Raw genomic sequence first — 25643 nt, 5'->3', positions numbered from 1 at the left:
GCTCAGTGGCGGCTGCGTCGACCCGGCTCAGTTCGGCGACCAGCGGTTGCGAGCGACCTCGGTGGCCGGCAGCGAGGGAATGACGTTCATCGCCTGCAATTCGCTGCGCAGCAGATCGGTGACCAGGGTCAGCCGCTCCTCGGCATCGTTCGCCTCCAGCAGACTCTGGCGCTCGGACATGGGCAGCGGCGCGCACGCCGCCAGCGTCCAGGAGAGATACTCCGCGTCGCGCGGCAGCGTGCCGTCGTACGGGTCCGGACGGAACTCGGTCACCGCCAGCCGATACGCGGAGAAGGTCGCACGGGCTCGTTCCACGACATGGTCCGGTACGGCGACGGACGGCTCCGGCAGATCCTGGACCTCGCCGACAGGGAACGGCCCACGGCCGTCCAGCGCATCGAGCTGGATCCGGTCGATGCCGACCACGACGACCTCGAAGCTGCCGTCGGGATTGGTCGCCACCTCGGTCAGCTGCATCCGGCAGCCGATCCGGAACAGCGACTGGGCGCCGTGATCGCCGACCTCGTAACCCTCGCGGATCGCCACCGACCCGAAGACCCGCTCGGCCGGGTCCTCGATGGTCAGCAGGTGCTCGACGAGGGCGCGGTAGCGCTCCTCGAAGACGTGCAGCGGCAGGGTCACGCCGGGGAACAGGACCGCGTTCAAGGGGAACATCGGGAGCGTGTCGGACACGCGACCAACCTAGTGGCTGGGCGCCGGCTGCGTCCGTAAGCGCGCATGCCCTGAGGTCGCCGTCCGCATGACGTCGTCCGAGCAGGGTCCACCGGCGCCGTACTCGTAGAATCGACCCATGACCTCGACAGGCTCGGCCCAGCGGATCTCGACAGGCTCGATCCAACGGATCCGCCGCATCGACCTCCGAGGCGTCCGCGCTGCCAGCGGCGCGCCCCTGGACTATCGCGCCGTCGTGCCGCGCGCTGAGTTCGATATCGAGGCGGCCACGCATGCTGTGCAGCCGATCCTCGATGCGGTGAAGACGCGCGGCGTCGAGGCGATCCGAGAGTACGGCGAGCGCTTCGACGGCGTACGTGTCGACGACATCCGGGTGCCTCGCGAGGCACTGACCCGCGCCCTCGCCGAGCTCGACCCCGTGATCCGCGCCGGTCTCGAGGAGTCCATCGCCCGGCTGCGCGCGACGTGCGCCAACGAGCTGGAGACCGATGCGGTCACCGAGCTCGGTCCGGGTGCCCGGGTGACCCACCGCAAGGTCCCGGTCGGCCGGGTCGGGCTCTATGTTCCTGGCGGGCTGGCGCCGCTGGTCTCCAGCGTGTTGATGAACACCGTGCCTGCGCAGGTCGCCGGCGTGCGGTCGATCGCGCTGGCCTCGCCGCCGCAACGCACCCAGTCCGACTCGTGGGCGAGCGGCCTCCCGCACCCGAGCATCCTGGCGGCGTGCGAGCTGCTGGGTGTCTCCGAGGTCTATGCGGTCGGCGGCGCGCAGGCGATCGCGATGTTCGCCTACGGGGTCTCGACAGGCTCGACCGCCGGAGCGACAGGCTCGACCGCCGAAGGGTGCGAGAAGGTCGACCTGGTGACCGGCCCGGGCAACATCTACGTGGTCACCGCCAAGCGTCTTCTGAAAGGGGAGGTCGGCATCGACTCCGAGGCCGGCCCGACCGAGATCGCGATCCTCGCCGACGACTCGGCCCACCCCGCCTACGTCGCCGCAGACCTGATCTCCCAGGCCGAGCACGACCCGCTGGCCGCCGCGGTCCTGGTGACCGACTCCGAGGCGCTGGTCGCCGAGGTCGAGGCCGAGCTCGACAAGCAGGTCAGCGTGACCAAGCACGTCGAGCGCATCCGCACCTCGCTGGCCGGCTCCCAGTCGGGCATCGTGCTCGTGGACGACATCGAACAGGGCATCGAGGTGGTCAACGCCTACGCCGCCGAGCACCTGGAGATCCACACCCGCAACGCGACGGTCGATGCAGGCCGGATCCGCAACGCCGGCGCGATCTTCATCGGGCCGTTCGCACCGGTCTCCCTCGGCGACTACTGCGCCGGTTCCAACCACGTCCTGCCCACCGGCGGATGTGCCTGCCACAGCTCCGGGCTGAGCGTGCGCGCGTTCACCAAGTCGGTGCACGTCATCGACTACTCCCGCGAGGGCCTGGCCGCGGTCAAGGACCACGTCGTCACGCTGGCGCACGCCGAGGACCTGCCGGGTCACGGCGCGGCGGTGTCGGCGCGATTCGCCGACGCCTCGACAAGCTCGGCGAACGCAGGGGCCGAGGCCTGATGTTCCCTCCGATCCGCGCGGAGCTGGCGGGCATCGAGCCCTACGGTGCCCCGCAGCTCGACGTGCCCGTCCAGCTCAACGTCAACGAGAACCCCTACGGCCCGTCCGAGGCATGCATCGCCGAGATCGCGACGGCGGTCGCGGAGGCGGCGGTCGAGCTCAACCGCTATCCGGACCGCGAGTTCGTCGCACTGCGCGAGGCGCTGGCCGACTACCTCTCGCGGGACGCGCCGGTCACGCCCGAGATGGTGTGGGCGGCCAACGGGTCCAACGAGGTCATGCTCCAGCTGCTGCAGGCCTTCGGTGGTCCGGGCCGCACCGCGCTGAGCTTCGCGCCGACGTACTCGATGTATCCGGAGTACGCCCGCGACACCAACACCGAGTGGGTCACCGGTCAGCGCGAGTCCGACTTCTCCCTGGACCTGGAGAAGGCGCGCGCGCTGGTCGAGGAGGTCCGCCCCAGCGTCGTGCTCCTGCCCAGCCCCAACAACCCCACCGGCACGGCGCTCGACCCCGAGTCGATCGGTGCACTGTGCGCAGCGGTGGGCGAGTCGGGCATCGTCGTCGTCGATGAGGCGTACGGCGAGTTCCGCCGTGCCGGTGTGCCCTCGGCGCTGGAGTCGCTCGCCACCCACCGCAACCTCGTGGTCACGCGGACGATGTCGAAGGCGTTCGCCGGGGCCGGCCTGCGGCTGGGATACCTCGCCGCCGACCCGGCGATCTGTGACGCCATCCGCGTCGTACGGCTGCCCTATCACCTCTCCGCCGTGACGCAGGCTGCCGCGCTGGCAGCGCTGCGCCACACCGATGAGCTCCTCGGCAACGTCGCGACGCTGCGCGAGGAGCGCGACGCCACCGTGGCGTGGCTGCGCGGACAGGGGTTCACCGTCGCCGAGAGCGACGCCAACTACGCCCTCTTCGGCACCTTCCCGGACCGGCACGCGGTCTTCGAGGGTCTGCTGGAGCGCGGCGTGCTGATCCGCGAGACCGGCCCCAGCGGCTGGCTGCGGGTCTCGATCGGCACTCCCGCCGAGATGGACGCATTCAAGAAGGCCCTACTGGAGGTCACCCGATGAGCACCGGCCGCACCGCCCGCATCGAGCGTCAGACGTCGGAATCGAAGGTCCTGGTCGAGGTGAACCTCGACGGCACCGGCCGGCACGACATCTCCACCGGCGTCGGCTTCTACGACCACATGCTGATCGCCTTCGCGCGGCACTCGCTGCTCGACCTGACCGTCCAGACCTCGGGCGATACTCACATCGACGCGCACCACACCGTCGAGGACACCGCCATCGTGCTCGGCCAGGCGCTGCGAGAGGCGCTGGGCGACAAGCGCGGCACGCGCCGCTTCGGCGACGCCACCGTGCCGCTCGACGAGGCACTGGTGCAGGCGGTCGTCGACATCTCCGGTCGCCCCTACTGCGTGCACACCGGTGAGCCCGAGGGCCAGATCTACGTGACGATCGGCAACGACGGCACGGGTGGTCCGGGTTACAGCGGCTCCCTGACCCGCCACGTCTTCGAGACGATCGCGTTCCACGCCCACCTGGCGCTGCACGTGCGGGTGTTGGCCGGCCGTGACCCGCACCACCTGGTGGAGACGCAGTTCAAGGCCTTCGCCCGGGCGTTCCGCGACGCGATCGCGTTCGACCCGCGCGAGACCGGCGTGCCGTCCACGAAGGGCGCTCTGTGACGGCACCGAAGGTCGTCGTCCTGGACTACGGCTCCGGCAACCTGCGTTCCGCCGTACGAGCGGTGGAGCGAGCTGGTGCCTCGGTCGAGCTGACCGGTGACCTCGACGCGGCGATGGCGGCCGACGGCCTCCTCGTGCCCGGAGTCGGAGCCTACGAGGCGTGCATGCGTGGGTTGCGGGCCATTCGCGGCGAGCGGATCATCGGGCGCCGGCTCTCCGGTGGTCGGCCCGTGCTGGGGATCTGCGTGGGCATGCAGATCCTCTTCTCCCGCGGCGTCGAGCACGGCGTCGAGACCGAGGGTTGCGACGAGTGGCCCGGCGTCGTGGAGCGGCTGGAGTCCCCGGTCGTGCCGCACATGGGCTGGAACACCGTGGCGGCGCCGGCCGGCTCCGAGCTGTTCGCCGGGGTGGAGGACGAGCGGTTCTACTTCGTGCATTCCTATGGCGTCCGGCGCTGGGAGCTGGTCACCAACGACCGGACCAAGGCACCCTTGGTGACCTGGGCCGAGACCGGATCGGTGTCCGGAGCGGGCGATCGCTTCGTGGCCGCGGTCGAGAACGGTCCGTTGTCAGCGACCCAGTTCCACCCGGAGAAGTCCGGTGACGCCGGCGCTGCGCTGCTGCGCAACTGGGTCCAGTCGCTGAAGTCGGCCTGAGTCGTGCCGTCCGGGGTGCGTGCGAGAGCGCGGGCGGAGCGGGAGCGGCTCGCTGCCGAAGCGGCTGCCGAGCGGACAGCGCGGGCGGCGGCTGCTGCGCGACGACGCGCCCGCCTCGACAAGCTCGGCGTCCGGTTCGACAAGCTCGGCGTCCGGTCGCTGAGCCCGTCGACGCGCGGCCGCGGTCGCCAGACCGGTGCGCTGGCCGTACGCCGCCGCAACCAGACCAGACTGTTGATCGCCCTGCTCGTGGTGGCCAACGTGGTCGTATGGCTGATCGATCCTTCCTGGGCGGCGCGCGCGCTGGCCCTGGTCGCCAGCGTGCTGGTGGCCCCTGTCCTGTACACCGTGTTGTTCCGAAAGGCCTGAAACGTGTCCTATCTCGAGCTGCTCCCCGCCGTCGACATCAAGGGCGGCCAGGCCGTCCAGCTGGTGCAGGGCGTCGACGGGTCCGAGAAGCGATTCGGCGACCCGATCGAGGCCGCGCTGCGTTGGCAGGAGCTGGGCGCGGAGTGGATCCATCTGGTCGACCTGGACGCGGCCTTCGGAGGCGGTTCCAACCGCGAGCTGCAGGCCGAGATCGTGGGCCGTCTCGACATCTCGGTGGAGATGAGTGGCGGCATCCGCGATGACGAATCGCTCGAAGCGGCGATGGCGACGGGCTGTCGACGGGTCAACATCGGCACCGCGGCGCTCGAGCAGCCGGAGTGGTGCGCAGCCGCCATCGCCACGTGGGGCGACCGGGTCGCGATCGGCCTGGACGTCCGCGGTACGACGCTGGCAGCCCGCGGCTGGACCCGCGACGGCGGGGACCTCTACGAGACGCTCGCCCGCCTCGACTCGGAGGGTTGCGCTCGCTACGTCGTCACCGACGTGAACAAGGACGGCATGCTCCAGGGGCCGAACCTCGACCTGCTGCGCGACGTCTGCTCACGGACCTCGGCGCCGGTCGTCGCCTCGGGCGGCGTCACCACGATCGACGACATCCGGGCGCTGATGACGCTGGTCGCCGATGGCGTCGAGGGCGCCATCGCCGGTACGGCGCTCTACACCGGCTCGCTCTCGCTGGAGGAGGCGCTCGCCGTGACTCGGGTGAGTGCCTCGTGAGCCTCGCCGTACGGGTGATCCCGTGTCTCGACGTCGACGCAGGCCGGGTGGTGAAGGGCGTCAACTTCAAGCAGCTGCGCGACGCCGGTGACCCGGTCGAGCTGGCGCGGGCGTATGACGCCGAGGGCGCCGACGAGCTCACCTTCCTCGACATCTCCGCATCGGCGGACGGCCGGGCGACCACGATGGAGATCGTCTCTCGCGTGGCCGAGGAGGTCTTCATCCCGTTGACCGTCGGTGGCGGCGTGCGCGCGGTTGCGGACGTGGACCGGCTGCTGCGAGCGGGCGCGGACAAGGTGGGCGTGAACACGGCCGCCATCACGCGACCGGAGCTGATCGCCGAGATCGCGGACCGGTTCGGCAACCAGGTGCTGGTGCTGTCGGTGGACGCGCGCCGCGCTGCCGGTACGCCGTCGGGTTTCGAGGTCACCACCCACGGTGGTCGGCAATCGGCAGGGATCGACGCGGTCGCATGGGCGGTGCAGGCGGCCTCGCTGGGAGCCGGCGAGATCCTGCTCAACTCGATGGACGCCGACGGAACCCGCGACGGCTTCGACCTGGAGCTGATCCGTGCGGTCAGGGCCGAGGTCTCGATCCCGGTGATCGCCTCAGGTGGCGCCGGCGCGGTGGAGCACTTCGCGCCGGCGGTGGCCGCCGGTGCCGACGCGGTGCTGGCGGCGTCGGTGTTCCACTTCGGCACGTTGCGGATCGGCGAGGTGAAGTCGGCGCTGTCGGAGGCCGGCCTGCCGGTGCGCTGACCCCGACGGCGCCCGCCGGCGCCCCGACGGCGTTCGAGTCGGGGCACGCCGACCGCTAGCGTCAGGGTGTGACCCGCTTCGTCTACGCCACCGCCACCTCCCTGGACGGCTTCCTCGCCGACGCAGACAACTCCTTGGACTGGCTCTTCGCCGTCGACGGCGGGGAGGAGTCGATCGCCGGGCTGTCGGCGTTCGTGGCGGGCGTCGGCGTGATGGTCGAGGGGTCGACGACCTACGAGTGGGTGCTCGCACACGAGAAGCTGATGGCCTCGCCTGCCAAGTGGCAGGAGCTCTACGGTGACAAGATCACCTACGTCTTCTCCACGCGGACCGATCTGCCGCTGGTGCCGGGTGCTGACATCCGGGTGCTGAGCGGGTCGGTCGCCACGCACGCGGAGTTGCTGCGCGAGTCTGCCGCGGGCAAGGACGTCTGGATCGTCGGCGGGGGAGACCTGGCCGGTCAGTTCCACGAGGCGGGGTTGCTCGACGAGATCATGGTCTCGGTCGCCGCGGTGACGCTCGGCTCGGGGGCGCCGCTGCTGCCGCGCCGGATCGAGTCCTCGCGGTTGCGGCTGCTTGAGGTGAAGCAGGTCAGGCAGTTCGCGGAGCTGCGCTACGCCGTACTGCCGCTGGACTGAACGATCGCTCGAGCTCGGCGGGGGCTCAGCTCCCGGTCTGGACGACCCAGATCCAGTTCCCATCGGGGTCGGTCACCGGGAACATCTTCGGCACCGGCCCCTCCCCGCCCATCAGGTCGCCGACCTGGACGCCGTCGACACCGCTGAGGCGCGTCCGCTCGGCTTCGGCGTCGGGGGTGTCAACACCGATCGCGCCGCCACCGGGCTCACCGTTCATCGGCGGGTTGAGGGCAAGCACCGCACCGGAGCCGGGCGGAGCGACCTCGATCCAGCGGCCGGCTTGGTCGCCCTCACCGAACGTCGTCTCGGAGCGCAGCTCCCAGCCGAGCTTCTTGGTGTAGAACTCGATCGCGGCGTCCTGGTCGGCAACCGTGAACATGGCAGTGCTGATGCTCGTGATCGTGGTCATGGGTCGAGCCTCGCACCGGGGTCCGACAGCGGCAAGGGCTGCTATCGCAAAGACGCACGCCGTTCAACGCGCTGCCGAGCGACGTCCGAGCGGAGTACGTCGACGGAGTGGCGCTGATGACCGCACCGACGCGGCTCGGCCGCTAGAAACCCAGCTTCGCGGCTCGCAGGGCCGCGATCCGCTCGGCCGGACCGTCGAAGCTCAGCTCACGCACCTGCCCGCGGCCGAAGACGAACAGCGTGATCTCGCCGACCGGTCCGGCGACGGCGACCGGATCCTCGCCGCGTCTCAGCACGGCACGCCGGGACCCGGAGGAGATCGTCACCGGCACTCCGGCCGGTCGTACGAGGCCCCTTCCGGCTATCGCGACCTGTCGCTACAGCGTCGCTTCGTCGGCCGGCGCGAGGTCGCGGGGCGTCCACGAGGGTTGCGCACGGCGTACGTCCTCGTGATGGACGAAGAACTCCGTCGTGTTCACCAGCGCCTCCACCGGCGCCGCTCGCATCAGCAACGCGGGCGTTCGCAGCCGCTCGACCAACGTCTCGAAGGGCTCGCGTCGCAGTCGAGCCGAGGCCCGCTCGGTCAACCCACGCAGCGCCGGCACCAGGGTCCCTCCGGCGGCCAGCGGCTTGTGCTCCCGCACCAACAGGTGCACGACCAGGTCCTGCACGGTCCACCCAGCGCACAGCGTCGGCGCCGACGGGCCGACGGAGAGAGCGAGGTCGCACAGCGCCAGGCGTTCGCGGCGCGCCAGTGAATCGGTCATGATCACCCACCCTAGGCCGCACCCGTGCGGGCACGGGAGCAGCCGAGTCCTAGGATTCTCCGAGTGGAGCGGGCGAGCACGATGGATGGCTTGAAGGTGCTCGCCGTGGCGATCAGGCGCGAGCCGTGGATCTTCACCCTCTCCACCGTCGGTAGTGCCCTCTTCGGTGCCCTGACCGTCGCCGACGCCTGGGTGCTCGGCTGGTCGACCGACCACGTCATCCTGCCGGCGTTCCGCACCGGACACATCGGCACCGGCTGGCTGATCGCCGTGGTGGCGCTCTTCGTGGCCGTCGCGATCGGGCGCGCGGTCGGGGTGATCGCGCGTCGTCTCGGCGCGGGCGTCATGCAGTACCGCATGCAGGCCCACTACCGCCGTGCCGTCACCCGGCAGTACCTCCGGCTGCCCCTCGCGTGGCATCAGGCACACCCCACGGGGCAGCTGTTGAGCAACGCCAACGCCGACGTGGAGGCCGCGTGGGCTCCGATCGCGCCGCTGCCGATGGCGGTGGGCACGATCGCGATGATGGTGATCGCGGTGGCGCAGATGTTCCTCGCCGACACCGTGCTGGCCTGCCTCGGCATGCTGGTGTTCCCGGCCGTCATCCTGACCAACCTCGCCTACCAGCGCCGTGCCAGTCCCCTGATCACGCGTGCGCAGCAGCTGCGTGCGGAGCTCAGCGAGGTGGCACACGAGTCCTTCGACGGCGCGCTGGTGGTCAAGACACTCGGCCGTGAGGGCGAGGAGACCGACAGGTTCGCCGCCAAGGCCCGCGAGCTGCGCGACACCAACATCAGAGCCGGCCGGATCCGCGCCGCCTTCGATCCGACGCTGGCAGCGCTGCCTGACATCGGCGTACTCGTCGTGCTCTCGGTCGGCGTCATCCGGGTCCTGCACGGCCACGCTGCCGCCGGCGACGTGGTCCAGATCGGCTACCTGCTCACCATCGTGGCCTTCCCGATCCGCTCGTTGGGCTGGGTGCTGGGGGAGTTCCCGCGCAGCGTCGTCGGCTTCCGCCGCGTCCAGCACGTCCTCGACGCCACCGGAGGCCTCGAGTACGGCGACGAGCGCCTCCCGGCTCTCTCGGGTGACGGCATCCGAGGTGGTGCTCGGCTGGAGCTGGACGGCGTGGCCTTCGCCTACGAGCCGCAGCAACCGCTGCTGAGCGGGGTGACCTTCGAGGTCGCGGCCGGCCGCACGGTCGCCATCGTCGGTCCGACGGCGTCCGGCAAGTCCACCTTGACCACGCTGATGTCACGGTTGGTGGATCCCGACGCCGGCCGGATCAGTGTCGACGGCATCGACCTGCGCGAATTCGCACCCGGGGCCCTCGCCGAAGCGGTGTCCGTGGTGCCGCAGACCGCGTTCGTCTTCGACGACACCGTGCGCGACAACGTCACCCTCGGTGGCGAGTACGCCGATGACGAGGTCTGGGCGGCTCTGCGTGCGGCCCAGGCCGACGGCTTCGTGGCGGCGCTGCCACGCGGCCTCGACACCCGGCTCGGCGAGCGTGGCACCAGCCTCAGTGGCGGCCAGCGGCAGCGGATCTCCCTCGCCCGCGCCCTGGTACGCCGTCCGCGACTGCTGATCCTGGACGATGCCACCTCGGCGGTCGATCCCGAGGTGGAACAGCGGATCCTGGCTGCCCTGCGCGGTGCGACGGGCGCGTCCGAAGGCGGCGCCACGCTGGTCGTGGTGGCCTATCGCAAGGCGACCATCGCGTTGGCCGACGAGGTGGTGCACCTCGACGGCGGCCGGATCCTCGCCTGCGGCACCCACGAGCAGCTCCTCGTCACGAGCCCGGCCTATGCCGAGCTGGTCAACGCCTACGAGACCGAGCTCGACGAGCTCGCCGAGACCGAGGTGGAGCGATGAGCGCCGTCGAGTCCGGCGAGCAGCTCGGCGGTATCGATACCATCCGCCGTGGCATCCACCATTCACCCGAGCTGGTCGAGGGGGCGGGTCGGACGCTCGCGCTGGCCGTGGTCGCCAGCCTCGGCCAGGTGATCGTGCCGGTCGCCGTGCAGCAGACTCTCGACCACGGTCTCAACCACGCCGGTGGACCGGACGTGTCGTTCACCGTGTGGATGGGCGTCGCGGCGGCGATCGCACTGGTCGTCGCGAGCTGGGCCTCCTACCTGATGACCGCACGGCTGTTCACCGCCGCCGAACGCGGACTCGCCACGCTGCGCACCAAGGCGTTCCGCCACGTCCACGACCTGCCGATGCTGACGCAGAACACCGAACGCCAGGGCGCGCTGGTCTCCCGGGTCACGAGCGACGTGGACCAGATCAGCCAGTTCGTGGTCTACGGCGGCCTGCTGCTGGTCGTCTCGGTCGGGCAGATGCTGATCGCCAGCGTGGTGATGGTGGTCTACTCCTGGCAGCTGGCACTCGTGGTGTGGATCTGCTTCGTACCGCTCTTCGCCACCCTGCCGTTCTTCCAGAAGCGGCTCTCGCAGGCCTACACGATCGTGCGCCGCCAGGTGGGCGCGCTGCTCTCGGCGATCGCGGAGCCGGTGGTCGGTGCGGCGGTGGTGAAGGCCTACGCCGTGGAGGCCCGCACCCAACAGCGCATCGACGAGGCCGTCGCGGAGAACATGGCCGCCCAGATCCGGACGCAGAGCCTGGTCGCGAGCTTCTTCAGCCTGGGTGGCCTCGCCGGCGGTCTGGCGCTGGCCGGCGTCGTCGTGCTCGGCGTCGAGCTCGGGATCCACGGCAACCTCACCAGCGGCAAGATCCTGGCCTTCGCCTTCCTCGTCTCGCTGTTCGTCGGTCCGGTGCAGACCGGGTCGCAGATCCTCACCGATGCCCAGAACGCCGTCGCCAGCTGGCGACGCGTGATCGGGATCCTCGACACCCCCGCCGACCTCGTCGACCCGGGAGCCGATGGCGTGACGTTGCCGCGGGGGCCACTCAGCGTCACCTTCGAGGACGTGTCCTTCGCCTACCCGGGCGGTGTGCCGGTGCTGCACGACGTGAGCCTGCAGATCGTGCCCGGCCGGCGGGTCGCGGTGGTCGGCGAGACCGGGTCGGGGAAGTCGACGATCGCCAAGCTGCTGACCCGACTGATGGATCCGACCACGGGCAGTGTCCGGCTCGACGGTGTCGATGTCCGACAGATCGAGGGCAGCGGTCTGCGGCGCAGCGTGGTGCTGGTGCCGCAGGAGGGCTTCTTGTTCGACGACACCCTCGCGGCCAATGCGCGCTACGGCCGGATCGGCGCCACCGATGAGGAGATCGTCGCGGCCGCCGCCGACCTCGGACTGGGGGACTGGCTGGCAGGGCTGCCCCACGGCGTGCTCACGCGGGTGGGGCAGCGGGGCGAGGCCCTGTCGGCCGGCGAGCGACAGCTCGTCGCACTGTTGCGCGCGCAGCTCGCCGATCCCGACCTGCTCGTCCTGGACGAGGCCACCTCAGCCGTCGATCCCGCCTTGGAGATGCGGATCAGCCGTGCCCTGGAGCGGCTGATGCTCGGGCGCACGAGCGTCACGATCGCGCACCGGCTCACCACGGCGGAGAACGCCGACGAGGTGATCGTGGTGGACCACGGACGGATCGTGCAGCGCGGACCGCACCGCGATCTCGTGCAGCAGGAGGGCAGCGTGTACGCCGGCCTGCACGCCTCCTGGATGGCGCAGCAGCGGGCCTGAGTCGGTCGTCCGTGGGCTGGGTGCCGCGAGCGCCCAGGCGTGTCGGTCACCACAGTGGCGGCGGGTCGGAGCGACGACCACGGGTCTGGGACAATGGCCCTGTGAGCCTCGACCCGCAGATCGCTGCCCGTCTCAAGCGCACCGCCGATGGACTGGTTCCGGCGGTGGTGCAGCAGCACGACACGGGCGAGGTGCTCATGCTCGGCTGGATGGACGACGAGGCCCTGGCCCGCACGATCGCGACCGGCCGCGCGACCTACTGGAGCCGCAGCCGCCAGGAGTACTGGGTCAAGGGCGAGACCTCCGGCCACACGCAGGCGGTCAAGGAGATCCGGCTGGACTGCGACGGCGACACGCTGCTGGTCAAGGTCGAGCAGGTCGACGGCGCCTGTCACACCGGTGACCGGACCTGCTTCGACGCGGACCTCGTCTATGGCTGAGGGCCGCCGCACGTTCTGGCCCACGGTCCTGCTCGGTGCGGCCGGCGCCGGCCTTGCCGCCTACGCCGGGCACCACCACTGGGTGAGCCTCGACCATGCCGACCCGTTCTCGGCCGGTCAGCAGGCCGGCCTGGACAGCCCCGCCACCACCGCGCTCGCGCTGGTGGCGCTGGCCGCATGGGGGGTCGTCCTGGTCACCCGAGGGTGGGTACGCCGAGGGATCGCGATCCTCGGCGGTGTGGCCGCGCTGGCGGTCGTGCCGACCGTATTCACCACCCGCCACCACCTTCTCGCCAGCAACAGCGGCAGCCAGGCCAACGCCTGGCCCTGGATCGCGCTGGTCGCGGCGCTCCTCAGCGCGGCGATGGCTGTCATCGCCGTACGGAAGGCTCCGCAGTGGCCCGAGATGGGCGCCAAGTACGACGCCCCCGTCGGCGCTGGCGCGACGGTGATCACCACCCAGCAGCCGCTCGAGGAGCAGAGCAGCCTGGACCTGTGGAAGTCCCTGGACGAGGGCCACGACCCGACCCAGGACGTGGACTGACGCCCGGACTGAATAGACTCTCCCAGAGCACGACCCGTCCAAGCCTTCGCACCACCAAGGAGTTCGCAATGTCCGACAGCCACGGCAACACCCCGGCCGCCTGGAGCGCCGTCGTCGTGGGGCTCCTGGGCTTCCTAGTCGGCTCCGTCGGGCTCATGCTCAGCCCGATCAGCTACGTGGTGTTCTGGGTCGGCGTCGCCATCGTCGTCGCGTCCGGTGTCCTCTTCCTCGTGCTGGCGAAGATGGGCTACAACACCGAGACCCACTGACGGAGGCGTGATGTCGGTACTGGACGACATCGTCTCCGGAGTCCGGGAGGATCTCGAGGGGCGCAAGGCGCAGGTCAGCGTCGCCGACCTGCGCGCGGCGCTTGCCGACGTCGACGCTCCGCGCGACCCGATGCCGCACTTCCGTGGTGCCGGCAGCAGCGTGATCGCGGAGGTGAAGCGGAAGAGCCCGAGCAAGGGCCACCTCGCCGAGATCACCGACCCTGCGGACCTGGCCGCCAGCTACGCCCGCGGCGGTGCCGCTGCCATCTCGGTCCTGACCGAGCAGCGTCGCTTCGGCGGCTCGCTGGCGGACCTTCGCGCCGTACGGGCCGTGGTGGACACCCCGATCCTGCGCAAGGACTTCATCGTCGACGACTACCAGCTGCTCGAGGCACGTGCCGCCGGCGCCGACCTCGCCCTGCTGATGTGCTCCGCACTCGACGATGAGGCGCTGCGCCGGCTCTTCTCCTATGCAGGCGAGCTCGGGCTCACGGTGCTGGTCGAGGTGCACGACGAGGAGGAGACCGAGCGTGCCGTGGGCCTGGGTGCCGAGCTGATCGGCGTCAACGCCCGCAATCTCAAGACCCTCGCGGTCGACCCGGCGGTCTTCGGGCGGCTCGCTCCGCTCATCCCCGACGACCGGGTCAAGGTCGCCGAGTCCGGCATCTTCTCCGCCGCCGATGTCCAGACGTACGTCGCCGAGGGCGCTCGCGCGGTGCTCGTCGGTGAGGCGCTGGTCAAGGACGGCGACCCCGAGGCTGCCGTGCGCAGCATGACAGGACTCACCCGATGACGACCCACCTCAACGAGACCACCAGCTTCGACGCCGACCCGCTCGGCTGGTTCGGTGGCGCGGCCGACGGCTTCGGCGGGCGATTCATGCCCGAGGCGCTGATCAAGGCGCTCGACGAGCTCGACGTCGCCTGGGCCGAGGCCAAGCAGGATCCGGCCTTCGTGGCGGAGTTCGACGCGATCCTGCGCGACTATGCCAACCTGCCCAGCCCGCTTTACCACGCGCAGCGGCTCAGCGAGCGCACCGGCATCCGGATCCTGCTCAAGCGCGAGGACCTCAACCACACCGGCGCGCACAAGATCCGCAACGTGCTCGGCCAGGCGCTGCTGACCAGGCGGATGGGCAAGACCCGCGTCATCGCCGAGACGGGTGCCGGTCAGCACGGCGTCGCCAGCGCCACCGCAGCCGCCTACTTCGGTCTGGACTGCACCGTCTACATGGGCAAGGTGGACACCGAGCGGCAGGCGCTCAACGTGGCCCGGATGCGCCTGCTCGGCGCGGAGGTCATCGCCGTCGACTCGGGCAGCGCGACGCTCAAGGACGCCATCAACGAGGCGCTGCGCGACTGGGTGGCGAGCGTCGATCAGACCGCCTACCTGTTCGGCACCGCCGCGGGCCCGCACCCCTTCCCGTCGCTGGTGCGCGACCTGACCCGCGGCATCGGCGACGAGGCCCGGGCGCAGTGCCTGGAGCAGTACGGCGTTCTGCCGCACGCCATCGCGGCCTGTGTCGGCGGTGGCTCCAACGCCATCGGGCTGTTCACCGCGTTCCTGGAGGACCCGTCCGTGCGCATCTACGGCTTCGAGGCCGGCGGCGACGGCGTGGACACCGGTCGGCACGCGGCCACGATCTTCGCCGGCGACCAGGGCGTGCTGCACGGCGCCCGCACATTCGTGCTGCAGGACGAGGACGGCCAGACGATCGAGTCGCACTCGATCTCGGCGGGTCTGGACTACCCCGGCGTCGGTCCGCAGCACGCGTGGCTCGCCAAGAGCGGCCGAGCGACGTACGAGCCGGTCACCGATGTCGAGGCGATGGATGCGATGGCGCTGCTGGCCCGGACGGAGGGCATCATCCCGGCGATCGAGTCCTCGCACGCGCTCGCCGGCGCGCTGCGGATCGCGCCGCAGCTGCGCGAGGAGTACGGCGCTGACGCCACCTTGCTGATCAATCTCTCGGGCCGCGGCGACAAGGACATGGGAACCGCGATGGAGTGGTTCAAGCTGGGTGACCCCGACGAGGAGACCGGCGACGTGACGGCTGAGGCCGCGCAGGATCGAGAGGCCGGCAAGTGAGCACCAGCACCGCCTTCGCCACCGCGAAGGCCGAGAATCGTGCCGCGCTCGTGGGCTACCTGCCGGCGGGGTTCCCCGACGTGGACGGCTCGATCGAGGCGATCAAGGCGATGGTCGCGGCGGGCTGTGACGTGATTGAGATCGGGCTGCCCTACAGCGACCCGGTGATGGACGGTCCGACCATTCAGGCGGCTGCCCAGCAGGCGCTCGACCAGGGCGTCCGCACCCGCGACGTGCTGCGCACCGTGGAGGCGGTCGCTGCCACCGGGGTGCCGACCGTGGTGATGACCTACTGGAACCCCGTCGAGAAGTACGGCGTCGAGCGCTTCGCCCGCGACCTGGCCAGCGCCGGCGGAGCGGGCCTCATCACGCCCGACATCACGCCCGACTACGGCCAGGACTGGATCGCGGCCGCTGACGCGCACGAGCTCGACAAGATCTTCCTGGTTGCGCCGTCGAGCACGGACGAGCGGATCGCGATGACGACCGCCGCCTGTCGTGGCTTCGTCTACGCGACGGCGGTGATGGGTGTCACCGGTGCCCGCACCACCACCTCCGACCTGGCGGGGCCGCTCGTCGCTCGTGCGAAGAAGGCCACCGATCTGCCCATCGGCGTCGGCCTCGGGGTCAGCAACGGCGATCAGGCGGCCGAGCTGGCCCGCTACGCCGACGGCGTGATCGTCGGCAGCGCCTTCGTGCGCGCCATCCTCGACCATCCTGGCGACCGCACGGCCGCCCTCGGCGCGCTGACCGCGCTCACCGAGGACCTGGCCGGCGGGGTGCGCCGCGGTGCGTAGTCCCATCCGCAGCGGTCTGGCCGCCGCCCTCGCCGTGCTGGCGCTCGCGGTCTCGGCGTGCGGCAGCAGTGGGGGAGAGGCGAAGTTCGCCGGCATCACCCACGACGCCTACAAGGTGCTGCCGACACCGCTGACCGACACCGACGGCGAGCCGTACAGTCTGGTCACGAGCACGAAGAAGCCCCTCACCCTGGTCTTCTTCGGCTACACGCACTGCCCCGACTACTGCCCGATGGTGATGTCGAACCTGGCCAGCGCGATGACCCGGCTCGACAGCGCCGATCGCAAGAAGGTCGACGTGGTCTTCGTGACCACCGACCCGTCCCGCGACACCACCACCGTCCTGCGCCGCTACCTGGACCACTACGACAAGGGCTTCGTCGGCCTGACCGGGCCGATCGGCACGATCGCGTCCATCTCCGAGCCACTTGCGGTCTACGTGGCCCAGGGCCAGAAGCTGCCCGACGGCGGCTACGACCTCAACACCCACTCCACCCAGGTGACGGCCATCGGTGCCGACAACGAAGCACGGGTGCTGTGGGACATGGACACCTCGTCGGCGGAGTTCGCCTCCGACATCCACGCGCTGCTGCAGAAGTCAGCCTGAGGGCTGCACCAGAAGATAGGGCCCGAGCATGCTGCCGTTGTCGATTCCGAGTCCGAGCAAGGGTGTCGTGCACCTCGGCCCCATCCCGATCCGCGGCTACGCGCTGTGCATCATCGCCGGGATCGTCGTCGCCGTATGGCTCTCCGAGCGCCGCTGGAAGGCCCGTGGCGGTCAGCCGGGCCAGATCCAGGACATCGCGCTCTGGGCGGTCCCGTTCGGCCTCGTGGGCGGCCGGCTCTACCACGTCATCACCGACCACGACCTCTACTTCGGCGCTGGCCGGCATCCCATCGACGCGCTCTACGTCTGGCGCGGTGGGCTCGGCATCTGGGGCGCGATCGCTCTCGGCGCCGTGGGTGGAATCATCGCCGCGCGGCGGATGGGCATCAAGGTCGCGCCGCTGCTCGACGTGGCACTGCCGACCTGCCTGATTGCCCAGGCGATGGGGCGCTGGGGCAACTGGTTCAACCAGGAGCTCTACGGCCGCCCGACCACCCTGCCCTGGGGCCTCAAGATCGACCCGAGCAACTGGCCCGAGGGGCGGACGTTCCCTGTCGGTACGACGTTCCACCCCACCTTCCTCTACGAGTCGCTCTGGTGCCTGCTGGGCTTCTTCTTCGTGATCTGGATGGAGCGCCGCTTCCGGCTCGGCCACGGCCGCACGGCAGCCCTCTACGTGATGACCTACACCGTCGGTCGCTTCTGGATCGAGCAACTGCGGATCGACACCATCGAGCTCAACGACGTGCTCGGTCTGCGATGGGCCGACTGGATGGCGATCATCCTGTTCGTTGTCGCCGCCGCCTACTTCATCTGGGCCACCATCAAGCGTCCTGGCCGGGAGGAGAGCGTGTACGTCGACGGCCGCGATCCGGTCGGCGACGAGACCTCCGAGGGTGTCGCGGACGACGGTGCGGCCGAGGCCTGATCCGGGCTCGCACCAGCCTCATCCCACGCCTGGGTAATCTCAGGCGACAGCCGGCGTTACAAGGTGGTAACGTTTGGTCATCGCGCGGGCCAATGCCGTCCCATGCACACCACCTGCCATTGCCGAAAATAGCAAGGTGCGCGCACCTGTCGACTCCTCATGGGGGAGCCGGGACGCGCTGGCGCTCCGACAACGACGGGAGAACCTGGTGCCGTACGAGCACTCATTCCCCACCCCGCAAGGGCTGTACGACCCGCGATTCGAGAAGGACGCCTGTGGCGTCGCCTTCGTCGCGACCCTGACCGGTGAGGCGAGCCACGAGATCGTCGAGCAGGGCATCACCGCCCTGGTCAACCTCGATCACCGTGGTGCCGCCGGCGCCGAGACCAACTCCGGCGATGGTGCCGGCATCCTGCTCCAGGTCCCCGACGCGTTCCTGCGCGCCGTCGCCACGGAGGCGGGCTTCTCGCTGCCTGCAGCGGGTTCCTACGCCGTCGGCACCGCCTTCCTGCCCGGCGACGCCGAGCACGTGGCCAAGAGCCGGGAGCAGATCGAGCAGATCGCTGCCGACGAGGGCCTCGAGGTGCTCGGCTGGCGCGCGGTCCCGGTCAACCCCGACAGCCTCGGCGCCACCGCGCTCGCGGTGATGCCGACCTTCAGCCAGCTCTTCGTCCAGGCCAAAGGCGGCCACGTGACGGGGATGGCGCTGGAGCGACAGGCCTTCTGCCTGCGCAAGCGCGCCGAGCTCGAGACGGACGTCTACTTCCCCTCGCTCTCCGGCCGCACGCTGGTCTACAAGGGCATGCTGACCACCCACCAGCTGGGCGAGGTCTTCCCCGACCTGCGTGATGAGCGGATGACGTCGGCGATCGCCGTGGTGCACTCGCGCTTCTCCACCAACACCTTCCCGAGCTGGCCGCTGAGCCACCCGTTCCGCTACATCGCGCACAACGGCGAGATCAACACCGTGATGGGCAACCGCAACTGGATGCGGGCCCGCGAGGCTCTGCTCGGCTCGGACGTCATCCCCGGCGACCTCGAGCGGCTCTACCCGATCTGCACCCCGGGCGCCTCGGACTCGGCGAGCTTCGACGAGGTGCTCGAGCTGCTGCACCTAGGCGGCCGCAGCCTGCCCCACGCCGTGCTCATGATGATCCCCGAGGCGTGGGAGAACCACGCCGAGATGGACGCCAAGCGCACGTCGTTCTACGAGTTCCACTCCGCGCTGATGGAGCCGTGGGACGGCCCCGCCAACGTCGTGTTCACCGACGGCACGCAGGTCGGCGCCGTACTGGACCGCAACGGGCTCCGCCCGGGTCGCTACTGGGTGACCGAGGACGGCCTGGTCGTCTACGCGTCGGAGGCCGGGGTCCTGGACCACATTGACCCCGCGAAGGTGGTTCGCAAGGGCCGGATGCAGCCGGGCCGGATGTTCCTCGTCGACACCGACGAGCACCGCATCATCGAGGACGACGAGGTCAAGGGCGAGCTCGCCGCCGAGCACCCCTACGACGAGTGGCTGCACGCGGGCCAGATCAAGCTCGAGGACATCCCCGAGCGCGAGCACGTGGTGCACACCCACGCCTCGGTGACCCGCCGCCAGCAGGTGTTCGGCTACACCGAGGAGGAGCTGCGCGTGCTGCTCGCTCCGATGGCCAACACCGGTGCGGAGCCGATCGGCTCGATGGGCACCGACAGCCCGATCGCGGCGCTCTCGGCCAAGCCCCGCATGCTCTTCGAGTACTTCAGCCAGCTCTTCGCCCAGGTCACCAACCCGCCGCTGGACGCCATCCGCGAGGAGCTGGTGACCAGCCTGAAGAGCACCATCGGCCCCGAGGCGAACCTGCTCGACCCGGGCCCGCGCTCGTGCCGCCAGGTCGTGATGCCCTTCCCCGTCATCTCCAACGACGACCTGGCCAAGATCCGCCACATCAACCGTGACGGCGACATGCCCGGCTTCATCACCCACGTCGTGCGCGGTCTGTACGACGTCGAGGGCGGCGGCGCCGCGATGGCGGCGCGGCTCGACGAGATCTGCGCCGAGGTCAGCAGGGCGATCGCCGACGGTGCGCGCATCATCGTGCTCTCCGACCGGCACTCGACGGCCGACCTGGCCCCGATCCCGTCGCTCCTGCTCACCGGTGCCGTGCACCACCACCTGGTCCGGGAGAAGACCCGCACCCAGGTCGGTCTCCTCGTCGAGGCCGGCGACGTCCGCGAGGTCCACCACGTGGCCCTCCTGGTCGGGTACGGCGCAGCCGCGGTCAACCCCTATCTCGCGATGGAGTCCGTCGAGGACCTCGCCTACGAGGGCTTCTTCGTCAAGAACGACCCGGAGAAGGCCGTCGCGAACCTGATCAAGGCGCTCGGCAAGGGTGTCTTGAAGGTGATGTCGAAGATGGGCGTCAGCACGCTGGCCTCCTACACGGGTGCCCAGATCTTCGAGGCCGTGGGCCTGTCCCAGGCCGTGGTCGACAAGTACTTCACCGGCACCACCTCCAAGCTCGGGGGCATCGAGCTCGATGTCATCGCCGAGGAGGTCGCCCAGCGGCACGCCACCGCCTACCCGCGCGACGGGGTCGCTCCGGCGCACCGCGAGCTGCCGATCGGCGGGGAGTACCAGTGGCGCCGCGAGGGCGAGCCGCACCTGTTCGACCCGGAGACGGTCTTCCGGCTGCAGCACGCCACCCGCGAGGGGCGCTACGACATCTTCAAGCAGTACACCCAGCGGGTGGACGAGCAGTCCGAGCGGCTGATGACGCTGCGCGGCCTGTTCAAGTTCAGGGACGCCGCCGCGACCGGGCGCCAGCCGATCAGCATCGACGAGGTCGAGTCGGTCGAGGCGATCGTGAAGCGGTTCTCCACCGGCGCGATGTCCTACGGCTCCATCTCCAAGGAGGCGCACGAGACCCTCGCGATCGCGATGAACATGCTCGGCGCCAAGTCGAACACCGGTGAGGGTGGCGAGGATCCCGATCGGCTGCATGACCCCAGCCGTCGCTCGGCGATCAAGCAGGTCGCCTCGGGGCGCTTCGGCGTCACCAGCGAGTACCTCACAAACGCCGACGACATCCAGATCAAGATGGCTCAGGGTGCCAAGCCCGGCGAGGGCGGTCAGCTGCCCGGCCACAAGGTCTACCCGTGGGTGGCCAAGACCCGGCACTCGACGCCGGGCGTCGGCCTGATCAGCCCCCCGCCGCACCACGACATCTACTCCATCGAGGACCTGGCACAGCTGATCCACGACCTGAAGAACGCCAACCCGGCGGCTCGGGTGCACGTGAAGCTGGTCGCGGAGGTCGGTGTCGGCACCGTCGCCGCGGGTGTCTCCAAGGCGCACGCCGACGTGGTGCTGATCTCGGGCCACGACGGTGGCACCGGCGCCTCCCCGCTCACCAGCCTCAAGCACGCGGGTGGTCCCTGGGAGCTCGGCCTGGCCGAGGCCCAGCAGACGCTGCTGCTCAACGGCCTGCGCGATCGGATCGTGGTGCAGACCGACGGTCAGCTCAAGACCGGTCGGGACGTGGTCATCGCCGCGCTGCTCGGCGCGGAGGAGTTCGGCTTCGCGACCGCCCCGCTGGTGGTCAGTGGCTGCATCCTGATGCGGGTCTGCCACCTCGACACCTGCCCCGTGGGCGTCGCCACCCAGAACCCGGTGCTGCGCGAGCGCTTCACCGGCAAGGCCGAGTACGTCGTGAACTTCTTCCGCTACATCGCGGAGGAGGTCCGCGAGCTCCTCGGCGAGCTGGGCTTCCGTTCGATCGAGGAGGCGATCGGCCAGGCCGCGGTGCTCGACACCCGCGAAGCGGTCGACCACTGGAAGGCCGCGGGTCTCGACCTGGCGCCGATCTTCCACGTGGTGACATCGCCGGAGCAGTTCGCCGACCAGGACCTGCGCCACACCAAGACGCAGGACCACGGCATCGAGCGCTCGCTCGACTACACCACCCTCGTCCCGCTGGCGAAGCCGGCGCTCGAGAACGGTGAGCCGGTCCGCGCCCAGCTGCCGATCCGCAACGTCAACCGCACGGTCGGCACCCTGCTCGGTCACGAGGTCACCAAGCGCTACCACGGCGCCGGGCTGCCGGACGGCACCATCGACATCACCTTCACCGGCTCGGCCGGCCAGTCGTTCGGTGCCTTCCTCCCGCGCGGTGTGACCCTGCGGCTCGAGGGTGACGGCAACGACTACATCGGCAAGGGGCTCTCCGGCGGCCGGATCGTGATCCGTCCCGACCGGGCCGCGACGTTCCAGCCCGAGAAGCACATCATCGGCGGCAACACCATCGCCTACGGCGCCACCTCCGGGCAGATCTACCTGCGCGGCGGCGTCGGTGAGCGGTGCTGCGTGCGCAACTCCGGTGCCACGGTCGTCACCGAAGGCGTGGGCGACCACGGCTGCGAGTACATGACCGGCGGCCGGGTGGTCGTGCTCGGTCCGACGGGCCGCAACTTCGCGGCCGGCATGTCGGGCGGCGTGGCCTACGTGCTCGACCTCAAGCAGCAGCGGGTCAACCCTGAGCTCGTCGAGCTCGGGGCGGTGGAGGGCAAGTTCGCCGAGGAGCTCCAGCAGATCGTCCGGTCTCACCACGAGGAGACCGGCTCCGAGGTCGCGGCGGCGCTGCTCGCCGACTGGCCCGAGGCACTGACCCGGTTCACCCGGATCATGCCCAGTGACTACAAGCGGGTCCTCGAGGCCCAGGAGGAGGCCCTCGAGGAGGGCCTCTCCGAGGACGAGGCCGCGGCCCGGATCATGGAGGTGCTGCATGGCTGACCCGAAGGGGTTCTTGAAGAGCGGGCGCGAGGTCGCGACCCGCCGCCCCATCGACGAGCGCGTGGGGGACTGGAACGAGGTCTACCCGGGCGGCATCGGCAAGGCGCTGCTCCCGATCATCAACACCCAGGCCAGCCGCTGCATGGACTGCGGCATCCCGTTCTGCCACCAGGGTTGCCCGCTGGGCAACATCATCCCGGAGTGGAACGACCTGGTCTGGCGCGACGACTGGGAGGGGGCGATGGAGCGGTTGCACGCCACCAACAACTTCCCCGAGTTCACCGGTCGGCTCTGCCCCGCCCCCTGCGAGACGGCCTGCGTCCTGGGCATCAACCAGGACCCGGTGACGATCAAGAACATCGAGGTCTCGATCATCGACCGGGCCTGGGACGACCGCAACGTCAAGCCCCAGCCCCCGGAGTGGCTCTCGGGCAAGACCGTCGCCGTGATCGGCTCGGGCCCCGCCGGCCTGGCCGCGGCCCAGCAGCTCACCCGGGCCGGCCACACCGTGGCCGTCTACGAGCGCGCCGACAAGATCGGCGGCCTGCTGCGGTACGGCATCCCCGAGTTCAAAATGGAGAAGAAGCACGTCGACCGGCGGCTGGAGCAGATGCGCCGCGAGGGCACGGTCTTCCGCGCCGGCGTCGAGGTCGGTACGGCGATCACCGGCGAGCAGCTGCGCGATCGCTACGACGCCGTCGTGCTGGCGGTCGGTTCCACCGTGGCGCGTGACCTGCCGGTCCCCGGCCGTCAGATGGCCGGCATCCACCAGGCGATGGAGTTCCTCCCGCAGGCCAACCGGGTCGCGCTGGGGGAGACGGTCGAGGATCAGATCCTCGCCGACGGCAAGCACGTGATCATCATCGGTGGCGGTGACACCGGCGCGGACTGCCTCGGCACCTCGATCCGTCAGGGCGCCAAGTCGATCACCCAGCTGGAGATCATGCCGCGACCGGCCGACTCGAGCGGTCGCTCCGACGACCGGCCGACCGGCCAGCCCTGGCCGACGTACCCGATGGTCTTCCGGGTCTCCTCGGCGCACGAGGAGGGCGGGGAGAGGGTCTACGGCGTCTCCACCAAGGAGTTCCTCGGTGACGCGGAGGGCAACGTCCGCGCGCTGAAGCTGGTCGACGTCGTGTTCGAGGGCGGCAAGCTCACCGAGATCGAGGGCACCGAGCGCGAGATCCTTGCCGACCTGGTCCTCTTCGCGATGGGCTTCACCGGGCCCGAGCAGCCCGGCGTGGTCGAGCAGCTCGGCGTGGAGCTGGACGGGCGCGGCAACATCGTGCGGGACAGCTCGTTCAAGACGTCGGTCGACGGCGTGTACGTCGCTGGCGACGCCGGTCGCGGGCAGTCGCTCATCGTCTGGGCGATCGCCGAGGGACGTGCCGCGGCCGCAGCCGTGGACGCCTATCTGACCGGTTCGACGACGCTGCCGGCGCCGATCAAGCCCACAGACCGTCCGCTGATGGTCTGAGCTTTCGCACCGCCTGAGCAGGCGCAGGTCCATGCCTCACCGCGTGGGTCTGCGCCTGTTCGCCATTTGTTACCCACCAGTCCGTGGCCCGACTCTCATTGGAACGTTCCATTCCCGCTAGGCTCTACTCCGTGAGGCGAGCGAAGATCGTGTGTACGTTGGGGCCGGCCGTCGGGACCGAGCGCCGGATCCGTGAGTTGGTCTATGCGGGGATGGATGTGGCGCGGCTCAACATGAGTCACGGTGCCCATGCCGACCACGCCGAGAGCTACCGGATGGTGCGAGAGGCCGCGGCGTCGAGTGGCCGCGGCGTCGGCATCTTCGCCGACCTTCAGGGCCCGAAGATCCGGCTGGAGACGTTCGCGAATGGCCCGGTGACGCTCCGCCGCGGGCAGAGCTGGACGATCACGACCCGTGATGTCGAGGGCGACGACACGATCAGCGGTACGACGTACAAGGGCCTGCCGGGCGACGTGAGCGTCGGTGACCCGCTGCTCATCGATGACGGCAAGGTGCGGCTGCGCGTCACCGCCGTCGAGAACGGCACCGACGTGGTCACCGAGGTGCTCGTCGGCGGCCCGGTGAGCAACCACAAGGGCATCAACCTTCCCGGCGTGGCCGTCTCCGTGCCCGCGCTGAGCGAGAAGGACATCGACGACCTCAAGTTCGCCCTCGAGCTCGGCGTGGACATGATCGCGCTGAGCTTCGTGCGCAACGCCAAGGACGCCGAGGACGTGCGCGAGATCATGCGCGAGGTCGGCCGGATGGTCCCGATCATCGCCAAGATCGAGAAGCCGCAGGCGGTGGACAACCTCGACGAGGTCATCGACGCCTTCGACATGTTCATGGTCGCCCGAGGCGATCTCGGCGTGGAGTGCCCGCTCGAGGAGGTCCCCTTCCTGCAGAAGCGGATCGTCGAGAAGGCCCGCCTCAACGCCAAGCCGGTCATCGTCGCCACCCAGATGCTCGACTCGATGGTGGCCAACCCCCAGCCGACCCGCGCTGAGGCCAACGACGTAGCCAACGCGGTGCTCGACGGTGCCGACGCGGTGATGCTCTCGGCCGAGACCAGCGTGGGCGAATACCCCATCCACACCGTCGAGACGATGGCCCGGATCATCTCCGCGACCGAGGGACACGCCTTCGCCGCCGGCGGCTCCGGCGTCGGGCACCTCTCCCAGATCAGCTGGGACCCGCACACCCGCTCCGGCGTGATCGCCAAGGCCGCCGAGGAGGTCGCCGAGCGGGTCGGCGCCAGGTTCCTCGTCGCCTTCACCACCTCCGGCGACTCGGCCCGTCGCCTGGCCCGACTGCGCGGACCGATCCCGCTGCTCGCGTTCACGCCGTTCCCCTCGGTCCGCTCGCAGCTCGCGCTGAGCTGGGGTGTCGAGACCTTCAAGACCGCCGAGGTCGAGCACACCGACGAGATGGTGCGACAGGTCGACGAGCAGCTGCTCCAGCTCGGCGGGGTCGAGGAGGGCGACCTGGTGGTGATCATCGCCGGCTCGCCGCCGGGAATCCCCGGCTCCACCAACGCGCTGCGCATCCACCGGATCGGCGACGCGATCAATGAGGTCGCCCCGGCGTACCGCCGCTCCTGAGGGCGCCGGCAACGCACCTCGCGGCGTTGTCGTCGCTCGACGGGCCGCTCCGATCAAAGGCCGCCTTCGCTCCTCCGTCTTGCGATGCACGCACCCGGCGTACCCAGGAGTGAGGGCGGCCTCTTCGGATGCATCGGTGCGTTGGTGACTGCCAGCGCATCGACGCGACGCTACC

General features: G+C 70.1%; 25 protein-coding genes. 21 read left to right on the top strand and 4 right to left on the bottom strand.

Going from position 1 to position 25643, the window contains the following annotated elements:
- Positions 1 to 27: 27 nt before the first annotated feature.
- Positions 28 to 693 (bottom strand): LON peptidase substrate-binding domain-containing protein, encoded by a 666-nt coding sequence (locus H036_RS0105855; protein ID WP_017933849.1) that lies wholly within the window; start codon positions 691 to 693, stop codon positions 28 to 30.
- Between the two features lie 118 nt (positions 694 to 811).
- Between H036_RS0105855 and hisD the strand changes: the two genes are divergently transcribed.
- The 8 genes from hisD (at position 812) to H036_RS0105815 (ending at position 7115) form a co-directional block, all read left to right on the top strand.
- Positions 812 to 2260 carry a histidinol dehydrogenase gene (gene hisD / locus H036_RS0105850; protein WP_017933848.1) on the top strand — a complete coding sequence of 483 codons (1449 nt, stop codon included), beginning with the start codon at positions 812 to 814 and terminating at the stop codon, positions 2258 to 2260.
- On the top strand, positions 2260 to 3336 hold the full coding sequence (locus H036_RS0105845) for a histidinol-phosphate transaminase (RefSeq protein WP_017933847.1): 1077 nt from the start codon (positions 2260 to 2262) through the stop codon (positions 3334 to 3336). Before hisD ends, H036_RS0105845 begins: the two co-directional genes overlap by 1 nt.
- Positions 3333 to 3956, top strand: coding sequence for an imidazoleglycerol-phosphate dehydratase HisB (gene hisB, locus H036_RS0105840; protein ID WP_017933846.1), 624 nt, complete (start codon positions 3333 to 3335; stop codon positions 3954 to 3956). Before H036_RS0105845 ends, hisB begins: the two co-directional genes overlap by 4 nt.
- Complete coding sequence (hisH, locus tag H036_RS0105835; RefSeq protein WP_017933845.1) at positions 3953 to 4612, top strand: imidazole glycerol phosphate synthase subunit HisH; 660 nt, start codon at positions 3953 to 3955, stop codon at positions 4610 to 4612. Before hisB ends, hisH begins: the two co-directional genes overlap by 4 nt.
- 15 nt (positions 4613 to 4627) lie before the next feature.
- Positions 4628 to 4981, top strand: a complete 354-nt coding sequence (locus H036_RS0105830) for a hypothetical protein (RefSeq protein WP_017933844.1) — start codon at positions 4628 to 4630, stop codon at positions 4979 to 4981.
- 3 nt (positions 4982 to 4984) lie between these two features.
- Positions 4985 to 5719 carry a bifunctional 1-(5-phosphoribosyl)-5-((5-phosphoribosylamino)methylideneamino)imidazole-4-carboxamide isomerase/phosphoribosylanthranilate isomerase PriA gene (gene priA / locus H036_RS0105825; protein ID WP_017933843.1) on the top strand — a complete coding sequence of 245 codons (735 nt, stop codon included), beginning with the start codon at positions 4985 to 4987 and terminating at the stop codon, positions 5717 to 5719.
- Positions 5716 to 6477: an imidazole glycerol phosphate synthase subunit HisF gene (gene hisF / locus H036_RS0105820; protein WP_017933842.1), complete on the top strand. Its 762-nt coding sequence runs from the start codon at positions 5716 to 5718 to the stop codon at positions 6475 to 6477. Before priA ends, hisF begins: the two co-directional genes overlap by 4 nt.
- A gap of 68 nt (positions 6478 to 6545) precedes the next feature.
- On the top strand, positions 6546 to 7115 hold the full coding sequence (locus tag H036_RS0105815; protein WP_017933841.1) for a dihydrofolate reductase family protein: 570 nt from the start codon (positions 6546 to 6548) through the stop codon (positions 7113 to 7115).
- Positions 7116 to 7140: 25 nt separating this feature from the next.
- On the opposite strand, the gene H036_RS0105810 is transcribed toward H036_RS0105815, so the two are convergent.
- The 3 genes from H036_RS0105810 to H036_RS24240 all read right to left on the bottom strand — a co-directional run bounded on the left by H036_RS0105810 (position 7141) and on the right by H036_RS24240 (position 8290).
- The gene (locus H036_RS0105810) at positions 7141 to 7524 is read right to left on the bottom strand and encodes a VOC family protein (RefSeq protein WP_017933840.1); all 384 of its coding nucleotides are present in this window, start codon (positions 7522 to 7524) and stop codon (positions 7141 to 7143) included.
- A gap of 142 nt (positions 7525 to 7666) precedes the next feature.
- On the bottom strand, positions 7667 to 7849 hold the full coding sequence (locus tag H036_RS24245) for a hypothetical protein (protein WP_157417077.1): 183 nt from the start codon (positions 7847 to 7849) through the stop codon (positions 7667 to 7669).
- 51 nt (positions 7850 to 7900) lie between these two features.
- Positions 7901 to 8290, bottom strand: a complete 390-nt coding sequence (locus H036_RS24240) for a maleylpyruvate isomerase family mycothiol-dependent enzyme (protein ID WP_051068611.1) — start codon at positions 8288 to 8290, stop codon at positions 7901 to 7903.
- Between the two features lie 63 nt (positions 8291 to 8353).
- Between H036_RS24240 and H036_RS0105800 the strand changes: the two genes are divergently transcribed.
- The 13 genes from H036_RS0105800 (at position 8354) to pyk (ending at position 25468) form a co-directional block, all read left to right on the top strand.
- Positions 8354 to 10165, top strand: coding sequence for an ABC transporter ATP-binding protein (locus H036_RS0105800; protein WP_017933837.1), 1812 nt, complete (start codon positions 8354 to 8356; stop codon positions 10163 to 10165).
- Positions 10162 to 11943, top strand: a complete 1782-nt coding sequence (locus H036_RS0105795) for an ABC transporter ATP-binding protein (protein WP_017933836.1) — start codon at positions 10162 to 10164, stop codon at positions 11941 to 11943. The genes H036_RS0105800 and H036_RS0105795 overlap by 4 nt, the downstream gene beginning before the upstream one ends.
- Positions 11944 to 12044: 101 nt before the next feature.
- On the top strand, positions 12045 to 12383 hold the full coding sequence (gene hisI, locus H036_RS0105790) for a phosphoribosyl-AMP cyclohydrolase (RefSeq protein WP_017933835.1): 339 nt from the start codon (positions 12045 to 12047) through the stop codon (positions 12381 to 12383).
- Positions 12376 to 12927, top strand: a complete 552-nt coding sequence (locus H036_RS0105785) for a Trp biosynthesis-associated membrane protein (protein WP_017933834.1) — start codon at positions 12376 to 12378, stop codon at positions 12925 to 12927. Before hisI ends, H036_RS0105785 begins: the two co-directional genes overlap by 8 nt.
- Before the next feature lie 68 nt (positions 12928 to 12995).
- Positions 12996 to 13196, top strand: coding sequence for an HGxxPAAW family protein (locus tag H036_RS0105780; protein ID WP_017933833.1), 201 nt, complete (start codon positions 12996 to 12998; stop codon positions 13194 to 13196).
- 10 nt (positions 13197 to 13206) lie between these two features.
- Positions 13207 to 13989 (top strand): indole-3-glycerol phosphate synthase TrpC, encoded by a 783-nt coding sequence (gene trpC, locus H036_RS0105775; protein ID WP_017933832.1) that lies wholly within the window; start codon positions 13207 to 13209, stop codon positions 13987 to 13989.
- Complete coding sequence (trpB, locus tag H036_RS0105770) at positions 13986 to 15284, top strand: tryptophan synthase subunit beta (protein WP_017933831.1); 1299 nt, start codon at positions 13986 to 13988, stop codon at positions 15282 to 15284. Before trpC ends, trpB begins: the two co-directional genes overlap by 4 nt.
- Positions 15281 to 16081 (top strand): tryptophan synthase subunit alpha, encoded by an 801-nt coding sequence (trpA, locus tag H036_RS0105765; RefSeq protein WP_017933830.1) that lies wholly within the window; start codon positions 15281 to 15283, stop codon positions 16079 to 16081. The genes trpB and trpA overlap by 4 nt, the downstream gene beginning before the upstream one ends.
- Positions 16074 to 16688 carry an SCO family protein gene (locus tag H036_RS0105760; RefSeq protein WP_017933829.1) on the top strand — a complete coding sequence of 205 codons (615 nt, stop codon included), beginning with the start codon at positions 16074 to 16076 and terminating at the stop codon, positions 16686 to 16688. Before trpA ends, H036_RS0105760 begins: the two co-directional genes overlap by 8 nt.
- Positions 16689 to 16716: 28 nt before the next feature.
- Entirely contained in the window at positions 16717 to 17616 is a 900-nt protein-coding gene (lgt, locus tag H036_RS21965) for a prolipoprotein diacylglyceryl transferase (protein ID WP_017933828.1), read from the top strand.
- Positions 17617 to 17824: 208 nt separating this feature from the next.
- The gene (gene gltB / locus H036_RS0105750; protein ID WP_017933827.1) at positions 17825 to 22390 is read left to right on the top strand and encodes a glutamate synthase large subunit; all 4566 of its coding nucleotides are present in this window, start codon (positions 17825 to 17827) and stop codon (positions 22388 to 22390) included.
- Positions 22383 to 23867, top strand: coding sequence for a glutamate synthase subunit beta (locus tag H036_RS0105745; RefSeq protein ID WP_017933826.1), 1485 nt, complete (start codon positions 22383 to 22385; stop codon positions 23865 to 23867). The genes gltB and H036_RS0105745 overlap by 8 nt, the downstream gene beginning before the upstream one ends.
- 131 nt (positions 23868 to 23998) lie before the next feature.
- Positions 23999 to 25468 (top strand): pyruvate kinase, encoded by a 1470-nt coding sequence (gene pyk, locus H036_RS0105740; protein ID WP_026145822.1) that lies wholly within the window; start codon positions 23999 to 24001, stop codon positions 25466 to 25468.
- Positions 25469 to 25643 lie beyond the last annotated feature (175 nt).

The organism is Nocardioides sp. Iso805N (genome assembly GCF_000364605.1).
Classification (GTDB): domain Bacteria; phylum Actinomycetota; class Actinomycetes; order Propionibacteriales; family Nocardioidaceae; genus Nocardioides.
Note: the sequence above shows the minus strand (reverse complement) of the source record. Positions and strands in the feature narration are given on the sequence as shown.